Source organism: Gemmiger sp. An50 (genome assembly GCF_002161595.1).
Classification (GTDB): domain Bacteria; phylum Bacillota; class Clostridia; order Oscillospirales; family Ruminococcaceae; genus Allofournierella.
In genome coordinates, this window is record NZ_NFID01000028.1 from 1 (window position 1) to 15,453 (window position 15,453).

General features: G+C 51.2%; 20 protein-coding genes and 1 pseudogene. 10 read left to right on the forward strand and 11 right to left on the reverse strand.

What is annotated here, in order from left to right:
- Positions 1-302: 302 nt before the first annotated feature.
- Both istA and B5G03_RS16525 read left to right on the forward strand, forming a co-directional pair.
- Positions 303-1,616, forward strand: a complete 1,314-nt coding sequence (gene istA, locus B5G03_RS16520; RefSeq protein WP_087182769.1) for an IS21 family transposase — start codon at positions 303-305, stop codon at positions 1,614-1,616.
- Positions 1,613-2,422 (forward strand): ATP-binding protein, encoded by an 810-nt coding sequence (locus B5G03_RS16525; RefSeq protein ID WP_087182770.1) that lies wholly within the window; start codon positions 1,613-1,615, stop codon positions 2,420-2,422. Before istA ends, B5G03_RS16525 begins: the two co-directional genes overlap by 4 nt.
- Positions 2,423-2,498: 76 nt before the next feature.
- Here the strand turns inward: B5G03_RS16525 and B5G03_RS16530 are convergent, their stop codons facing one another.
- The 4 genes from B5G03_RS16530 to B5G03_RS16545 all read right to left on the reverse strand — a co-directional run bounded on the left by B5G03_RS16530 (position 2,499) and on the right by B5G03_RS16545 (position 5,239).
- Positions 2,499-3,050, reverse strand: coding sequence for an ATP-binding protein (locus B5G03_RS16530; protein ID WP_242962514.1), 552 nt, complete (start codon positions 3,048-3,050; stop codon positions 2,499-2,501).
- A 209-nt stretch (positions 3,051-3,259) separates the two neighbouring features.
- Positions 3,260-3,421, reverse strand: a complete 162-nt coding sequence (locus B5G03_RS17480) for a hypothetical protein (protein WP_162613447.1) — start codon at positions 3,419-3,421, stop codon at positions 3,260-3,262.
- A gap of 31 nt (positions 3,422-3,452) precedes the next feature.
- Complete coding sequence (locus tag B5G03_RS16540; RefSeq protein ID WP_087182772.1) at positions 3,453-4,235, reverse strand: ATP-binding protein; 783 nt, start codon at positions 4,233-4,235, stop codon at positions 3,453-3,455.
- Entirely contained in the window at positions 4,235-5,239 is a 1,005-nt protein-coding gene (locus tag B5G03_RS16545; RefSeq protein WP_206423647.1) for a Mu transposase domain-containing protein, read from the reverse strand. The genes B5G03_RS16540 and B5G03_RS16545 overlap by 1 nt, the downstream gene beginning before the upstream one ends.
- 253 nt (positions 5,240-5,492) lie before the next feature.
- Here B5G03_RS16545 and B5G03_RS17590 point away from each other — a divergent pair, with 253 nt between their 5' ends.
- The 6 genes and pseudogenes from B5G03_RS17590 to B5G03_RS16570 all read left to right on the forward strand — a co-directional run.
- Positions 5,493-5,657 carry a hypothetical protein gene (locus tag B5G03_RS17590; protein ID WP_164496677.1) on the forward strand — a complete coding sequence of 55 codons (165 nt, stop codon included), beginning with the start codon at positions 5,493-5,495 and terminating at the stop codon, positions 5,655-5,657.
- A gap of 118 nt (positions 5,658-5,775) precedes the next feature.
- A complete protein-coding gene (locus tag B5G03_RS16550; protein WP_058966244.1) occupies positions 5,776-6,360 on the forward strand; it encodes a type IV toxin-antitoxin system AbiEi family antitoxin domain-containing protein in 585 nt (194 codons plus the stop codon).
- 1 nt (position 6,361) lies between these two features.
- The gene (locus B5G03_RS18195; protein WP_087182773.1) at positions 6,362-6,835 is read left to right on the forward strand and encodes a nucleotidyl transferase AbiEii/AbiGii toxin family protein; all 474 of its coding nucleotides are present in this window, start codon (positions 6,362-6,364) and stop codon (positions 6,833-6,835) included.
- Complete coding sequence (locus tag B5G03_RS16560) at positions 6,805-7,635, forward strand: PhoH family protein (protein ID WP_087182774.1); 831 nt, start codon at positions 6,805-6,807, stop codon at positions 7,633-7,635. The genes B5G03_RS18195 and B5G03_RS16560 overlap by 31 nt, the downstream gene beginning before the upstream one ends.
- A 43-nt stretch (positions 7,636-7,678) precedes the next feature.
- Positions 7,679-7,921, forward strand: coding sequence for an Ac45/VOA1 transmembrane domain-containing protein (locus B5G03_RS16565; protein ID WP_087182775.1), 243 nt, complete (start codon positions 7,679-7,681; stop codon positions 7,919-7,921).
- Between the two features lie 97 nt (positions 7,922-8,018).
- Positions 8,019-8,303 (forward strand): annotated as a pseudogene (locus B5G03_RS16570) (toxic anion resistance protein); the annotation flags it as partial.
- A gap of 142 nt (positions 8,304-8,445) precedes the next feature.
- Here the strand turns inward: B5G03_RS16570 and B5G03_RS16575 are convergent.
- The 7 genes from B5G03_RS16575 to B5G03_RS16605 form a co-directional block, all read right to left on the reverse strand.
- On the reverse strand, positions 8,446-8,646 hold the full coding sequence (locus B5G03_RS16575; protein WP_087182776.1) for a hypothetical protein: 201 nt from the start codon (positions 8,644-8,646) through the stop codon (positions 8,446-8,448).
- Between the two features lie 56 nt (positions 8,647-8,702).
- A complete protein-coding gene (locus B5G03_RS16580; RefSeq protein ID WP_087182777.1) occupies positions 8,703-9,878 on the reverse strand; it encodes a hypothetical protein in 1,176 nt (391 codons plus the stop codon).
- Positions 9,879-10,016: 138 nt separating this feature from the next.
- Positions 10,017-10,559 carry a flavodoxin domain-containing protein gene (locus B5G03_RS16585; RefSeq protein ID WP_058966228.1) on the reverse strand — a complete coding sequence of 181 codons (543 nt, stop codon included), beginning with the start codon at positions 10,557-10,559 and terminating at the stop codon, positions 10,017-10,019.
- Positions 10,560-10,568: 9 nt separating this feature from the next.
- A complete protein-coding gene (locus B5G03_RS16590) occupies positions 10,569-11,321 on the reverse strand; it encodes a hypothetical protein (RefSeq protein ID WP_087182778.1) in 753 nt (250 codons plus the stop codon).
- Positions 11,318-11,815, reverse strand: coding sequence for a flavodoxin family protein (locus B5G03_RS16595; protein ID WP_087182779.1), 498 nt, complete (start codon positions 11,813-11,815; stop codon positions 11,318-11,320). The genes B5G03_RS16590 and B5G03_RS16595 overlap by 4 nt, the downstream gene beginning before the upstream one ends.
- Positions 11,816-11,988: 173 nt before the next feature.
- Complete coding sequence (locus B5G03_RS16600; protein ID WP_087182780.1) at positions 11,989-12,675, reverse strand: hypothetical protein; 687 nt, start codon at positions 12,673-12,675, stop codon at positions 11,989-11,991.
- 18 nt (positions 12,676-12,693) lie between these two features.
- The gene (locus B5G03_RS16605) at positions 12,694-13,416 is read right to left on the reverse strand and encodes a hypothetical protein (protein ID WP_058966220.1); all 723 of its coding nucleotides are present in this window, start codon (positions 13,414-13,416) and stop codon (positions 12,694-12,696) included.
- 376 nt (positions 13,417-13,792) lie between these two features.
- Between B5G03_RS16605 and B5G03_RS16610 the strand changes: the two genes are divergently transcribed.
- Both B5G03_RS16610 and B5G03_RS16615 read left to right on the forward strand, forming a co-directional pair.
- A complete protein-coding gene (locus B5G03_RS16610; RefSeq protein WP_087182782.1) occupies positions 13,793-14,215 on the forward strand; it encodes a hypothetical protein in 423 nt (140 codons plus the stop codon).
- A complete protein-coding gene (locus B5G03_RS16615) occupies positions 14,185-15,429 on the forward strand; it encodes a hypothetical protein (protein WP_140401734.1) in 1,245 nt (414 codons plus the stop codon). The genes B5G03_RS16610 and B5G03_RS16615 overlap by 31 nt, the downstream gene beginning before the upstream one ends.
- Positions 15,430-15,453 lie beyond the last annotated feature (24 nt).

Below are 15,453 nucleotides of genomic sequence, written 5' to 3' on the forward strand. Positions count from 1 at the left end.
CCCTCACAGCAAGCCTTGTCAGCCTGCCGTGAGGGCATTTTGCGTTATTTCAGCAACTTCCAGTATCCTTTGCGGTCGGAACCGATGCGCTCAATCAAGCCATTCTCTTTGAGCATTTTCAATCTTAGAGATGCGGTTTTCCGGCTCAAAGACAGGTTTTCAGTATTCGGGTCGGGCGAAACTAACCTTCAAGTGTCGGGAGTTTGCAGCCACACCTAGTCGGAAAAGATAAAGCCACTACCGATGCTCTTTTAAATCCTGTACACTGGAAAGTGCCAACAACCCAGCGGAAAGGAAAAGCGATGAAAGAGCAAAATGGTAATGGCTTTGCACCAAGTATAGCACAAGCCATAGAAGAAATGAAGGCAGAACAGGGAGACTCCTTTTCTTTGGAACGCATCAACTTAGCGGAGTTAGAACGACGAACCGGCGTATCTCGTAGCAGACTGCGCAGACTCAAGAGAAACGGCTTTCAAGACTTGCTTCGCAGCACCAAAGGCAGTAGACATAAGGTCACAAAACTCAGCGGTTATACTGGCCTGTTGGACAGCTTGCTGCGCCAAGGCGTTAAGAATTCCTCTGTCGTATTGGAGCGTTTGAAACAGGCTGGTTTTGAAGGAGGGGCGACCATTGTAAAAGAGTATATTGCCGCGCACAAACACCTGATTCCGGCCAGACGCCAGTTGGTTGCGCCGCAGGGAAATCGTGGCCGCCGGTACGTCACAAAGCCCGGTGAAGCCTACCAGATGGACTGGGGATTCGCGGATGTTCTGGATTACAACAGTCAGACCTACCGCGTTGCCTGCTTTGCCATGATCTGCCACCACTGCGGCCAGCGGTATATTGAGTTCTTCCCCAATGCCCGGCAAGAAAACCTGTTTATTGGGATGATCCATGCTTTCCAGTACATGGGGGTTCCGAGATTTGTGTTAACCGACAATATGAAGAGTGTCGTGCTGCACCGGGATCTGGAGGGACATCCAGTCTGGCAGAAAGACTATGAAACCTTTATGCAAGCCCTGGCCTTCGAGACAAAACTTTGCAAGCCACGGCATCCCTTTACCAAGGGCAAGGTGGGGCGGTTGGTTCGCTTTGTGAAAGACAATTTCCTGACTGACCGAGTATTCTGCGATCTTACAGATCTGAATTGGCAGGCGCTGGAATGGTGCAACAAACAGAACGGAACATACCGCCGTACTGTGGATGGTGCGCCTCAAAAGATTCACGAAACTGTATGCGGAGAACAGCTGCGTATGGTGCCGGAGGATGCCGTCCGATTCTATCTCTGTCCAGAAAGAAAGATCTCCTTTGACGGCTTTGTAAATTACGAGGGCAGGCGTTTCGGTGTACCCTACAGCTATCCTGGCGCAACAGCGAGAGTAGAGCGCAGCGGTGATTTATTGCGCATCTATTCTGCTGATCTGAAGGTACTGCTGGCTACACATACCGTTACCTGGAGCCGCACCGACAGTTTCTGTGAAGGACAGTACGAATCCTTGGTACAGCCAGAAGAATTTCCCACAGCGCCTGTACAAACGCAGATTTTTCAGTTACCAAAACCCTCTCAGGATCTCTCCTTTGCCAAATTCGATTTTGACAAGGAGGACCAGGTATGAAGGAAACAATCTTTGAGCAGGTGGCGTCCGCTGCTTCTGTTTTGAAGCTGGATCTTTCCGCTGAGGAATTCGCGCTGTTCGCAGAAGACCGGGAATTCTCGGAAGCGGGAATGGAGGCTGTACAGATGCTGCTCGGCTATCTCAGCGAAAAGAAACAGCAGACCACCATTCAGACCTTATTGAAGATGAGTCGTCTTCCTACAAAAGCACCCAAGACCTTTGAGAATTTTGACTTTTCGCTACTCAAAGGAAAAGATGTGGAACGCCCGAAGGTTTTGTCCTCCTTGAACGCCATCTACTCTCACCGCAACCTGGCCTTTATTGGCCCGGCAGGCACAGGCAAAACGCATCTGGCTCAGGCTTTCGGATACGCCTGCTGCCAGCATGGCTTGAAAACCTACTTTATTAAGGCATCTGAACTCCGGGACCGATTCACGGCAGCCAGACGTTCTGGAAAAACCGATTCCTGTCTCAACGGCCTTGTGCGCCCCTCTTGTCTGATTATTGACGAGATTGGCCACTGTGCCTTCGACAAGGAGAATACGAGGCTGTTCTTTGACCTGATTGACCGGCGCTACAACAAAGAAGGTAGTTTCAATATGATCTTCACCAGCAACAAGAACCCGGCCCTCTGGCGCGAGGATTTTGAGGAAGACGCTACTTTGCTGTGTACGCTGGACCGCATCTTTGACGATGCCACTGTATTTAAGCTGCGTGGTGAAAGTTTCCGCGGAAAGAAACTGGAAACCGTCTCACTGCAAACTGGCAGGGTACCTACAGTTGAGCCGGCAGTAACGAAAGAATAACTAATCTATGAGTGCTGGGTTGTTGGCACTCTTTTTGTTTATTCTACTGGCTCTGGGGTTCGCCGACAAAAATTGGTTAAATACTCCCGACAAAATATGGTCGTGATCTCCCGGCGCCAACATCAGCAAGAAAAGTCGTTGTGTAAGCCGGGTCAACCGCAAGAAGATTCAATATTTTGAGCGATGTTTCGTCCAAGGTATCTGTCACTTTATCTGTTACCTTTTCTGTCACCCTGCCGGTAACAGAACGGATGACCCGATCCTCTGGCGCAGAGAATTTTATCATAATATCGCCGGGGTTGACCGTATATTCCGGCTGCGGCACACCGTCCTTTTCACAGGCAGAGCAGATTTTCTCAATGCCACGTCCCCAGCTTTCAATAAAACCCGCCAGATAAAACACATGAGCAATGTTGGGATTGTAGGGGCTGGAAGCGTGCTTGCTCATCAGGTTTTCCAGCGTCCAGTTTTCCGGCAGACATCCGCAGTTGGCGATATACAGCTTATCTTCATATACGCTGATCTGAATGGGGACGCCGGATTGATACTGCTTGTGGCACAGTGCGTTCAGCAAGGCTTCCCGCAGGGCTTCCTCCGGCACAAAGTACCGTTCGATCCGCAGCTGCAAAAATCGCCACCCCAGCCCCATCTGCACGCAGTTTTAGCACCACCTTGCCGGAGTTTTAGCCCCACTTTCACGCACTGAAGCCCCACCTGCATCGCCGGAGTTTTAGCGACACCCTGCCGGAGAACCAGCGACACCTCATCGCTCTAAAACGACACCCCCTGTGGCACATGCAAAAGCTCTGCCAGCTAAGCCAGCCAGCAGAGCTCAGGTCAACTTTCTTCAGGAACAGGAATGCCGTTCTCTGTCAAGATGTTCTCCAACTGTCGAATCCGCTCGCGCTGTCGTTGGAGTTCTTTCTCAGCTGCGTAAAAGTATTCCATCGACTCACGCTCCATCTCGTTGTAGCAGGCCCGTTCCAGTTCTAAAACCATACATTTTTCCTCATCGCAAAGATATGGGCGGTCACACATCCTGGCCACCGCCTTCCCGAGTGGCCTTCAAGCCCTTGCGTTCCCGCATCGAGACTCGGCCATCCACCAGAACCTCATAAGCGTTGTGGATAATGCGGTCCATAATGGCTTCTGAAACGGGGCTGTCAGATTCCGGGTTGGGATCAATCCTGGTGTACCAACCCTCAGATTCGTACTGCGTGCAAAAGATCGTAGACTTGTGGCACCGCGCCTCCACAATTTCCAGCATATCATAGGATTCTTGCGGGGACAGCGGACGAATCAGCCATTCGTCCAGAATCAGCAGGTCTTTCTTCTTGTACGATTCAAGCACCTTTTTCAGTGTTCCACCACTGCGGGCAATGCTCAGTTCGTCCAGCAGCTCTGGCATACGGATGTACTGCACCTTCTTGAAACGGCGGCAGGCGGCATTGCCCAGGGCACAGGCGATGTAAGTCTTGCCGTTGCCAGAGGCTCCCTTGAGGATAATGTGGTGGCCTTCGTCAATGTACTGGCAGGTGGCAAACCGCAGCATCTGTGCCTTGTCCAGCTTTCGGTCCTCGTGGTATTCAATGCCTTCTACAGTGGCAGACGGCACGGCGAAGCGCGCGTTGCGGATAAATCTGTTCAGTTTGTTGCTCTGGCGTCGGTTCCATTCCGCATTTACCAGCAAGCCCAGGCGCTCCTCGAAGCCCAGTTCATTGAACGTGGGGTCTTTCAACTGGTTGGCGAACTCCGCTGCCATAGCGGTCATCTTCATTGCCGTGAGCATATCCATCGTTGCCTGGTTCAGCATCAGCGGTCACCTCCCTTCCGGAAGTAGGCCGCGCCGCGGGTAATGCCGTAGCTATTGGCTTTGGACTGCGACAGTTGGCTCTCGGCCTTGTGCGGCTTGTCCAGGTTATTTTTCAGAATGCTGGCAATGGTGCGCAGCGAGGGCGTGGTGCTGTACGCCAGAGTTTTGCCGCAGGCTGCCTCCAGCCGCTGTTTGCCGTACCGCTGTTCCAGTTTGGTCAGACCAGCGCAGGCCTTGTAGCCCTGCTCGGCGGCCTTACCGGACTTCAGGAAGTGTTCGGCTACCTTCTCGGTCATAGGACCGACCGACATCGCCCAGCGGCTGAACTCGTCAGCGTTGTAGGTGAGATATTTCTGGTGCTCCGGCGGCATATGCTCGCGCTTCACCAGCGGATCACGCTGCCGGGTCTGCAGCCGGCGGTGGCTGGCTACACGGCTGCCGTGGTAGAATACATCTACCGTTGTTTTAGTCACGCGGATGTCCACGCGCTCGCCAATCATCAAGTTATAGGGAACAGAATACTTGTTCCTGCCATCCGTAACAAGATAGTCGTTGTCGACCTTGGCAACCGACCAGACGGCCGGTTCAAACGCACTGACCGGCAGCGGCAGCATGTAGGGCTTCTCTTCTTCCAGATAGGCACTGCGGCGGTACCGTTCGCCAAACTGAGTACTCATGTACGGCCTTTGGCCCGCCTCCTGACACTTCGCGCAGTATTCTTCCCATAGCAGCGTCAGGGTCACGCCCGACCGTGCCAGTTCGCGGTGGATGTACGGATAGTCGGGCTCAGCATATTGACTGGATGCTTTGTGCCTGTTCGGAAAGAGAAGCTGTTCCAGATCGGCATTGGCGACATCGTCGGAGAGGGGCCAGGATATGCCTTGTTTCTTTGCTGCCTGCAGTACATCTCGCACCGTATGTCTGGAACAGTGTGCCATTGATTCAATGGTTCGCTGGCTGTACTGAAGACTGCTTAACCGCAAGATCTCCCGATAATTTGTCATTACGAAACCTCCAATTGATTTAGTCACAGCTTGGCTGTGCTAAACCAATTATAAGGCTTTGGGGCTTCAGTGCGTGAAAGTGGGGCTAAAACTCCGGCAAGGTGGTGCTAAAACTGCGTGCAGATGGGGCTGGGGTGGCGATTTTTGCAACCTTCTCCATCTACCAGATTTTGCCCCAGTTGATCGAACTGTGGGGCCTGAACGTGCAGACGGAGGTAGAGGCAAGAAAAAACCTCGCAAAAGTGAGCGGGTAATGACCACCCCGCTCTTCATGCTGCGCTGTGTGCAGCTCGGTATCAGCATCGCCGACCTCGACTTGCTGACCATCGGGTTGGTCAACGACATGTTCACAGAGCGGCAGAACGACGAGTATCCCTATCGAGAACTGGCTTCGCAGGCTGACTTTGACAAATTTTAACAGCATCGCACTCAACGACCGTGCATATATTAAAAACGAAATAAGCACGGTCGTTGAATTTTACTTGACTTTCGTGCTTATTTCACTTACATTATAAGCACGAAAGGTTGGTGGTTCTATGAATGAGATGACAAGACTGATTCAAAGCCATGACTACTTGACGCCGCGCATTGCAGGAAAATCTGGAGTATCAAAATTCAAATTCTATAAATATGTTCGTGAAAATGGATTAGAGCAGGTCGGCCGTGGAATCTATTCCGCGAGTGAAAACTGGCCGGACGAATTGTATGTGCTGCATCAGAGATGCCCCAATGCTGTTTTTTCGCATGACGAAGCATTTTACTATTATGATCTGACGGACAGAGAGCCACTTGTGCATACGTTTACCATTTATAGTGGCTACAATTCGCACAGATTGACAGCCGATGGAAGTTGTAAAGCTTACACGGTGAAGAAGGAACTTTTGGATGTCGGAAAAATCATGGTCAAAGACAATTGTGGTAATGAAATCCCGATGTACGATTTGGAAAGAACAATCTGCGATTTGATGCGAAGCCGTAATTCCATTGAGGCACAGGAGTTCAATTCGGTTCTTAAAGCGTATGTGTCGAGAAAAGATAAAGATCTGAACCGATTGATGAAATATGCGAAGTTGTTTCGTGTTGATAATGTGATCCGAAGATATATGGGAGTACTATTGTAAAATGCAGCTTACACCAGATCAGGTAAAGGGGCGAATTAAAAGTGTCGCCCAAAAGAACAAAGCCGATGCAAGAACACTGATGCGAATCTACATGATGGAACGATTCTTGGAACGAGTTGCGGTTTCGCAGTACAAGGACAATTTCATCATCAAGGGTGGAATGCTTGTGACTGCGATGGTCGGCGTAGCACTCCGATCTACGATGGACATTGATACCAAAGTCTGCCTTGGCCTGCAAAACAGGAAAACACCGGTTATCCTGGTGACAAAGGACATTGTGGTGCGCGTCAAGGCACAGATGCTGGGGATTCAGGCGGAGGATTTCACCACCGAGCAGGCGCCTGTCAGCGAGGAGCAGTATACCGGCCGGTGCGAGGTATTTGTAGCGGAAAAGAAATTCGAGGACTTTAAAAAAAGCATATTACGCCGGAGGATGTATATCAGGTGGACGAAGCCGGTGAAAAGCTTCCTGTGACGCTCATGCCCAATCAGTTCGTCATCCTCAAAGCGGACCAATCCGCCAGGAAAACCCAGCTCGGCCGTTTTGACGGGAAGAAAATCGTTCCGCTCTCTTTTCATAAGAAAAAGCCCTACGGTGTTTCCCCAAGAAATGTCGGCCAAAAATTCTTACAGGAGGCCTTGATGGCCGATGCGGAGGGAGCGCCGCTGGTGATCGTAAAGGGGATGGCCGGCACAGCCAAAACCTTCTACACCTTGGCGGTCGGCCTGCACGCCATGCTGGAACAGGAGAAACCGGCTTACCGGCGCATTTTGATCAGCCGCCCCAACGCCCAGTTTGACGATGACATCGGCTTCCTTCCTGGAGATGAATCGGAAAAAATCGCCCCGTTGCTCCGACCGGTCGTCGACAATCTGGAGCTCCTGGTGGATCAAAATGAAAAGGAACGGTTTGCCGACGAGCGCAGCCTTTCCGGAAAAGTAGAGGAGTTGTTCGACCGGGGCATTGTGGATGCCCAGGCCCTTAACTTCATCCGTGGCCGGTCGATTTCCAAAACCTATCTGGTCATTGACGAGGCGCAGAACCTGACGCCCAAGCAGGCCAAGGGGATCATCACCCGTGCCGGGATGGGTACGAAAATCATCCTGTTGGGCGACCCGCAGCAGATTGACCATCCCCTTTTGGACGAACGCACCAACGGCTTGAGCTACGCAGCGGAAAAAATGAAGGGCAGTCCGCTGTGCTGGCAGGTCACCATGTCCGCCGAAGAGTGTGAGCGTTCCGCACTGGCTATGGATGCGGTAAAAAGGATGTAAATGGATTGGATTTTATATATGCACAGGAAAGGTTGTTAGCGATATGAAGGGAAATCGTTCTTTTCAGGAGACCATCGCACGGATAAGGCAAAAGCTCAGGAGCAGCCGGAAACGATGTATCGGCGTACTGCTGATCCTGCTCGGTATTGTTTTGGGGATTGTTTCCAGGGCGGCGGGCGGATCTCCGTCCCAGGATTTCACCTCCGGTATCCTCATGGGTCTCTCGGCCGGCATCCTTCTTGTTGGGATTCTTGCAGTCCTGCTGTCCTTCATCCGGAGGCGATGATATACTGGATAAAGCTTCCAACCTGCCGAAGCTTCATGCCGAGGCGTCGGACGAGGACGATCCTATGAGCGCCCAGGTGGTATGAGATTTTGTAGACGCCGTGAACCGCTTTGAAAAGAAAATTCACGACCTAAAGCTGAGCAAAAACGTCGCCATCCAGACTGCGCCGCAGATCCGGTTGATCCAGAGCAACGATAAAATGCCGGCAGATAAAATCCAAATGGCGGCTCTCAGCACCGTTCCACTGTGGGAAAGCCAGATCAAGATCGCTCTGGGACTGCACCGGCAGGAGGGCCGCGCTGCCCGCCAGAGTGCGGAAGCGGACCTCCTGAGGATCGAGCGGCAGCTTAAAAAGGCGCTACTTGAAGCTGCGCAGCAGTAATAGACAAAATGGCAAAATCCCTTTCAGGTTGCAAAACTGACTGCTCAGCACAACCTGAAAAGGGATTTTATGTTTTTGCTGTGTGTGTAGCAGGATAAGCTTATTCACAGGTAAGCAGCGTAAATTGGGTGGAATTTTTATTTTATCCTTTTTCGTGCTCACAAACTTCGGTCGGTTGGGGAGCCTTTATCTGTCTAAAAACCAGAATCCCCTTGGAAGAAGGTGTAATAGAACAAGAAACCAGTTCAAATCCTTCCTGTTCCATTTGATTGGCTACATCTTCGATTCTTGCAGCCATTTCCTTTGCTTTAGGAGAGTATTTTACAACAATCGTCTTATACATTCTGAAGCCTCCTTTGTTATCTTTTTTGGAGTGTGTGAGCGCAAATCATTTTACGGCTACGCTTTTCTTAAAAAATCCAGCAGGATCCGTTCCTGCTCCACTGGAAAGGTGCGGGGAATCCAGAGCGTCTTGGAAAAGGCATTTTTCTGATGCGTACCGTAGGCGTCCTTTGTCTTCCGGGTAAATATTCCCCGGATACAGATGGATCGTCTTCCCACAGAATACTCTTTCAGCCGGAGCAGCACAAAGGCAAATTCCACCCGCTCGTTCATGCTGCCGCTATGACCGGTATAGCACAGCCGGTTTTCCGAGAGATATACGCGCTGAACCAAAGACGTCCCTGAGCAGTTTGCCCAGTACATCAGAAGCGGGATCACAGCGAAGATCGAGGCGGCCGCCAGAGCCATAAACGGCTGACGCAGCATCAAGACCGCCAACTGGTCCTGATGGTTCTTGGTGAAATACAGCACGAGAAAAGAAAGCAGGAACGCGCCCGGGCAAACCGCCAGCACAAGCAGTTTCGGCAGCAGCAGATACTGTTTGCGGCGAATGGGATCGGTTTCTAGGACCAGGCTGCCGGACACAACTGCGGCCTGCCGTTCCTTGTCCCGCTTTCTTTCATGTTCCGCCTTGTCTCCCTTAAACCCGGAGATAAAAGTGAGAATGAGTGGAATCAACAGCAGGAGCAAAGCGGTCAGGACGATGGTAAAAATAAAAGCGTTGCTTGCCGCGTTGGATAGAGGTGCGAAGGTGACGATGCAGACCAGCAGGGTCAGGATTTCCAGAATCAGCATATAAAAGGCGATGGGAAGGAAAACATTTAAAAACCGCTTGCCTTTCAGATTGTACCGTTTGCTCCAGTTCAAGCTTTTCAGCCCCTTGCTTTCGATGAGCCCGCTGCTCAAATCCGCTGCGGTCTGGGCATTGGACAGATTTGCAGGCATCAATATGGCAGTGACGGCAAGCAGAACACCCCTGTTTTGTTCGGCGGTATCTTTTTCTTTATGCTTTATTGCGGCCAGAATTGTCAAAACAATTTTTACGATCAGAGAGAGATAAATGGGGCCGAACAGCATGAAAAACATCCGCAGATCGAAAAACATATCCTCGGAAAGGCCAATTTTTTGAGCGGGGATCCGCCCGAGAAGCCAGCCGGTCCCGATAAACACTGCGTAGGATATCACAACCTTAATCAGCCATTTTACAAAGCGGACAGTTCGCTTTTCAGCCATAAACCATTTCCTTTCCGATACGCGTGAAAGCACCCGATTGATAAGAGAGCGTAAAATAATGCGCTCGTGGCACCTACATAGAATCCCTCGCAGCAGAGAAAGCCAAACTGGCTAAGCTATGCATTCAAATAATTTTTCTTACCTGCTTTCCCTCTGCATCTCATTGATAATCGGCCGCAGGGAAGCGAAATCGACAAAATCTGCCTGCTTGCCGTAGGTTTCCATTAACGCCTTGTCTTCTTCGCTCCATTCTTCCGCCGGTTTCTTTTGCAGAGATCGGTGCAGTAGCGCCATCATGGTTCGGTGTCCCAGAGATAGCGCCTGATAATCAATGGCGCCTCGCAGATGGAAAACCGCTGCTCTGCCATATAGCTGGGCGGGAATCTGTTTTTGCAGGGAGTTCCGGATATTCTCCCGATTTTGCGGTATATCCGGATCAGCCAGCCCGACCGTAACGATCACCAGCCTTTGATGCTCTCCGAATGACTGCCTTCGCAGCGTCTTTGTCAATCCCAGAACGCCTCCGGCATACAGCGCGCCGATATACACGATCGTTTCCAGTTTGGAAAGCGGCGGTGCTTCTTGATAGCTGACAGCAGGGATATCTGTTTGCTTTGACAGCTCCTGCGCATACCGGCGGGCGCTTCCGTACCTGCTTCCGTATAAAATGACAGACTTCATGCAATCACCTTACCCCTTATTACGAGAATAATCGTCCTGTTTTAAAAGTGCGAACAGGAACCGGCCGCAAGACAGAGAGGATAGAATCATAAACAGATCGGCAATCGGAACAAACAGGAAGGATGGAAGCAGCACACGGGTGTAGCGGCTCTTTACGGTTTTGCGCTTGTAAACGGCCGCAGACAACCGGGCCAGGCAAAACAATACACCGAAATTGAAAAACAGCCAGCTTCCCGCCTGAATGGCGAGGGTATAAAGCATGTCCGGCGGTACGCTTCCTGCCGTAAGAAACGAAACGGCGATCTGTACGATAGATAGCGCGATCAAAACAGGATAGACGATTCCCAGCACCCGCAGCATGACGCCTCCGCCAATCCCGATCCCGCCGCTCCAGATAGCGCCGGAATGCAGGCACCAGGATTCCAGTATCCGCAGTGCAGTACGGTTTTGCTGTCCCTCTATAAAGCCGTTGTTGGCAATGGCGTACAGGCGGAACCGAAGAGAACGGGCTTTACAATATTCTTCTGCCAGCGATAGGAACTCTGCTAAATGAGAGGGCAATCCATCCACATAAAGCGGGAAAGAGATACACACGGCGTCCGCGCTGCCCAACTGGGAAAGCGCATGGTCAAAGTCTTTCCGGCTCCGCAGAGGAACCGTTTTTTTGACAAGGCCGGGAAGAAACAGCCGGAGGATACCGGAGAAAAATTGAGAAGCGCCGCCTCTCTTTTTGGGGCTTGCATTGAAGATCAGCAGCTTCATGATATTGCTCCCCTGATCTGTGCAGGATTTTGGAAAAACAGCGTTTCCGCTGTTTTGTATCCAAGGTTGAGCCGGTTACGCTCGGCAAGCTCTGTGGCAGTCTGCCGTTCCGATTCCGTAGAATCTCCGTAAAAGAGAACCCGCAGCAGTTTTCGCTGCGGGTAGCGCCCTATATGATGGGTTTGGCCGCCCCGCCAGGTAAAGAAGGGGAGGGATACTCCAATAGCGCGGTCCAAAACAGCCTTGACGCCGGGGCTGTAGCCGCCGTAGCACAAACGGCTGATAATGATCAGCGGGTCGCTTTGCCCGATCAATGCGCCCGCATGTTTCAATGAGTCGTCCATCACACAGAATCCGGTATTTTTCAGCCAGTATGCAAAGCAGCCACTGCACGGAGCATACTGGCCGTCCGCAGTGAAAACCACGACATTTTCATCTGGAAGTTCAAAAGCAGAGAAGTCTGCTTTATTAAGATCATGAATGATCGTTTTCAAAACGCAATCCTTTCTTTTTTGACGTTATCCCGGACAGGAAAGAGCGCCCGCTTGACGTTCAAGACCCGCTTTTCTCAGGGACAACCTTCGTAGCGATATCCGTTACGATACCGAAAAAGTCCTCCCTGCCCGGCACAACGCTGATGTCGATATATTTGCCTGGAACCATATGCTTAAGCATCTTGTCGTTTAGATAAAGGGTGCGGTTCATGACCGTGTCTCCCGCCGCATTGTCCGTGATCCGAACCGTCGCTTCCGCTTCCCAGTCCCCGGCTTCCTCTTTCCCGGTCAGCCGCAGGTTTTCCAGCAGCGCTTTTTTTGACCACGCTGTTTCTGCTAAGCTCCATGCGCTGTTCATAGGTCAGCTCGCCCGGATGTTTTCGGCACTGGTAGCGGGCGATGCGCTCATTCAGCACATCGGCATCCGGATTATCATCCCCGATGGCATGGGAGCGGTCTGCCGGGTCATACCGGATGGAGAGCGGCGCTCCGACGGCGCACATGGGAAGCTGCGCCCTCGGGATGATTTCCGTCACGGTGGTATCAAAAAAAGTCCCGTCCTCGGCCAGTGCGTCCACCACGAAGCGAAACTCGGGATTGTCATTGACGCATCGTCCCGTATGCTTTGCGGAACGGATAAAACCCAAGGTCTTCACTGTGCGGGCATCCCTCCAGCGCTGCTCCTTCTCCCTTTTCCGCCTTTCGGATCTGGCCGGGAGCACAAATCCCAGCAGGATACACAGCGCAATGACCACCGCAGATATGATCACGGTGGCCCGAATCGGATTTTCAGCCATCCAGTTGAAAAAAAAGACTCCATACGTTTTCCACGAAACGGTCAACCCCTTTCTCTGTATCAAACGGACGCCGTATTCCTCTTAACTGATGCCGGACGCCACGGAGGTATCCAGTACAAAAACAAAGAGATTTTCCCTGCCCGGGATGACGCGCACGTCCACATACCGCCCGGGAATCAGGTATTCCAAAGCCGTATTGGGTACATACAGCGTTCGCTCGAATGTATGGCCGCTCTGCTCCTCGCCGGCAAGCTGGATGGCCGCTTCTGCCTCATAGTCCCCGGCCTCTTCTTTCCCGGTCAGCCGGAAGCTTTTCAGCAACGCCTTTTTCATCACGCCGTTTTTTAACAGCTCCATCCGCTGTTCATAGGAAAGATCGCCCGGGTGCTTTTGGCACAGATAGCGGGCGGCGCGTTCCTGCGCCAGCGATTCATCCGGATGGTAGTCCCACACTGCCCGGATTCTGTCGTCCGGGTTATAGCGGATGGGGATCGCCCTGCCGGGAACCATACCGGCCATCGCCGTTATGGGGATGATTTTCCGCACGCTGGTCTGGAACACCGTTCCGTCCTCCGCCAGGGCGTCCAGTTCAAAAAGCAGCTGCGGGTTTTCGTTGACATACAGGCCGGTCTGCCGGGTGGAGCGGATAAATCCCACGGTCTGTACGGTGCAGGAATTTTTGCTGACATGCCCTTTCGTCAGCCTGCGGACTACGGTTAAAGACGGAATCGCAACCGCCAGGATGACGATCACTGTAATGATTCCGTTCGAATTTGACAGCAGCCAGTCAAAGAAAGCCCCCATAAAAAACGCCTCATCCATTAGATACAACAATTTAATATAATTATATCGTGATTCGTGTTTGACATCTATCATGAGCAGGCTAAGATTGCGTAAAATTATGGCATGATCCCGGAACTGATTCAAAAGATTTCATTAAATGCTATCATTATCAGGAACAAGCCTTTCTGACATTTTCATGGACTTCCTTCCCACTCCTCAGCGAGCATCACATCTTCCAGAATCTCGTCGTAGCCAAATTATTGGGTAACCTTGTGCCTTTCTCGCCTAATATTTACGGGTATTTTACCCTGATTTCACATCGTAAAATAAGATAAGTGCTATAACTAAGATGGAATCGGATCCACTGACCCATGAACAAAACAACGAGGTGAACTATATGACTTTGTTCATGAATGAGAAAGATATGAATGAAATGTTAGCCAGTATTTGCCCGGACGGGGAAACGTACCAGGGAAAAGCATGGGGGACCTTGATGTCTGGGACGGCTGAAATGTTGGCACTGGGAGCTTTGAGTAATGTATATTGTTATGTTGGCGTGACAGAAAAAACATTGGTTATCGCAGTGTTGGAAACTTTTGATATCTCGCATATTTACGGTAAAATCTGCATTCCGTTTGACCAGTTTGACGAACTGAAAGTACAAAAAGGTTTACTGCCTTCCCAGCGGATCATCAAAGCGAAAAGCGGGAAAACCAAAATAGAATTGTCGCTGGTCAACAACAGCATCACCGCCAAAATCAAAGATCAAAAACAGGGGATGCTCGCGATTTGCGAGGTACTGGAGCGTTTGAAACACTGATTTTCATAAAAGCAAGAGAGAAAATGAACAATATAAATGAGAACCGAACAGACGAAAGAACACCCGGCGGCGAAAAAAACAAGGCGGAGTTAAAATGGTTTATTTTGTTCCTTGCCGTCATCTTTTTTCTGCCGATCACCATCCTCGCGGTGATGGAATGGTTTACAAGCGCCGATGCCTTTGCCATCGGAATCACGGGGTTTATGCAAGCCGTCATTGTCCATGGCGGTTTAGGGCTGGTAGCGGTGATCATCGCCCTTGTCTTATTCGTACTGCTGATTCGGCCGGACGCAACGTTCCTGCAAAAGGTCGGCAGAACCGCAGGCATTCTGCTATGCGTCGCCGCCGCTTTCTTCCTTGTCCGGCCGCTCGTTTTGGACATTCCCTATCTCAAGCGCCCGGAAGCCGCCTATTTGGAGCGGCTGGAATTTGAATATTCGCGAGGGATCGGGGACTATGGTTCGGACGACTATTATCTGCGCGGCGTAGATATGACCGGCGAGCGGCATTCCTTTGAAATCAGTGAAAAGAGGTACGAGGAAGGGCGCGCGCTGTGGGGCGGGAACGACTACAATCTGTTTGCGAAAGTCACCTACCTGCCGCACACCTCCACCTTGATGTCGCTCGAATTTATGACAGAACTCGACACGTCAGGGGCAGAATTGTACCCACCATCCCCTGAACTCCCGAATGATTGGGAAAGTTTTTCAATCCAGATCAATGATACGGTTTATACATTACCAGTTCCCCTTGCGGCTTTCCTTGACGATGGGTGGGCGATTTCCGAGGAGGATGCCGGGCTTTCTCTGGCTGGCGCGGAAGGCCCGTATGCGTCCTATGAATGGGAATGGGTCTCGTTGACCAATGACCACGAGCAGGATATCAGCGTCTGTGTCTTCAACACCACCGAAAGCACGATCCCCGTCGCCGAGAGCACGGTGGGAGGTATTCATGTAATATATGGCAACTACGACTTTTCCGGTACAGAACTACGCCTTCCCGGTGGGTTGATGCTGGGATGGTCTACCAGAGAAGATGTCTTAAAACTGTATGGCCAACCGAACGATAGCTTTGAGGCAACCTATGGTGGATATAGCTTGAAATACGAAATTGATGACTCTCTTGACCCGGCCTCTTGGAAGCTTGGTTTTGATGATTCAGGCATTCTAGACGATGTTATGGTACACCACCAGGCTTATTTCCGTTCTGACTAACGTCATGGAATATGTACATCTTAC

Bases quoted from the DNA above. Each gene is read 5' to 3' on its own strand.
- B5G03_RS16590 (WP_087182778.1), bottom strand. From the start codon at position 11,321: ATGAAGCTGCTGATCTTCAATGCAAGCCCCAAAAAGAGAGGCGGCGCT.
- B5G03_RS16525 (WP_087182770.1), top strand. From the start codon at position 1,613: ATGAAGGAAACAATCTTTGAGCAGGTGGCGTCCGCTGCTTCTGTTTTG.
- B5G03_RS16605 (WP_058966220.1), bottom strand. From the start codon at position 13,416: ATGGGGGCTTTCTTTGACTGGCTGCTGTCAAATTCGAACGGAATCATT.
- B5G03_RS16540 (WP_087182772.1), bottom strand. From the start codon at position 4,235: ATGCTGAACCAGGCAACGATGGATATGCTCACGGCAATGAAGATGACC.
- B5G03_RS16565 (WP_087182775.1), top strand. From the start codon at position 7,679: ATGAAGGGAAATCGTTCTTTTCAGGAGACCATCGCACGGATAAGGCAA.
- B5G03_RS18195 (WP_087182773.1), top strand. From the start codon at position 6,362: ATGCAGCTTACACCAGATCAGGTAAAGGGGCGAATTAAAAGTGTCGCC.
- B5G03_RS16575 (WP_087182776.1), bottom strand. From the start codon at position 8,646: ATGTATAAGACGATTGTTGTAAAATACTCTCCTAAAGCAAAGGAAATG.
- B5G03_RS17480 (WP_162613447.1), bottom strand. From the start codon at position 3,421: ATGGTTTTAGAACTGGAACGGGCCTGCTACAACGAGATGGAGCGTGAG.
- B5G03_RS16580 (WP_087182777.1), bottom strand. From the start codon at position 9,878: ATGGCTGAAAAGCGAACTGTCCGCTTTGTAAAATGGCTGATTAAGGTT.
- B5G03_RS16550 (WP_058966244.1), top strand. From the start codon at position 5,776: ATGAATGAGATGACAAGACTGATTCAAAGCCATGACTACTTGACGCCG.
- B5G03_RS17590 (WP_164496677.1), top strand. From the start codon at position 5,493: ATGACCACCCCGCTCTTCATGCTGCGCTGTGTGCAGCTCGGTATCAGC.
- B5G03_RS16545 (WP_206423647.1), bottom strand. From the start codon at position 5,239: ATGACAAATTATCGGGAGATCTTGCGGTTAAGCAGTCTTCAGTACAGC.
- B5G03_RS16610 (WP_087182782.1), top strand. From the start codon at position 13,793: ATGACTTTGTTCATGAATGAGAAAGATATGAATGAAATGTTAGCCAGT.
- istA (WP_087182769.1), top strand. From the start codon at position 303: ATGAAAGAGCAAAATGGTAATGGCTTTGCACCAAGTATAGCACAAGCC.
- B5G03_RS16585 (WP_058966228.1), bottom strand. From the start codon at position 10,559: ATGAAGTCTGTCATTTTATACGGAAGCAGGTACGGAAGCGCCCGCCGG.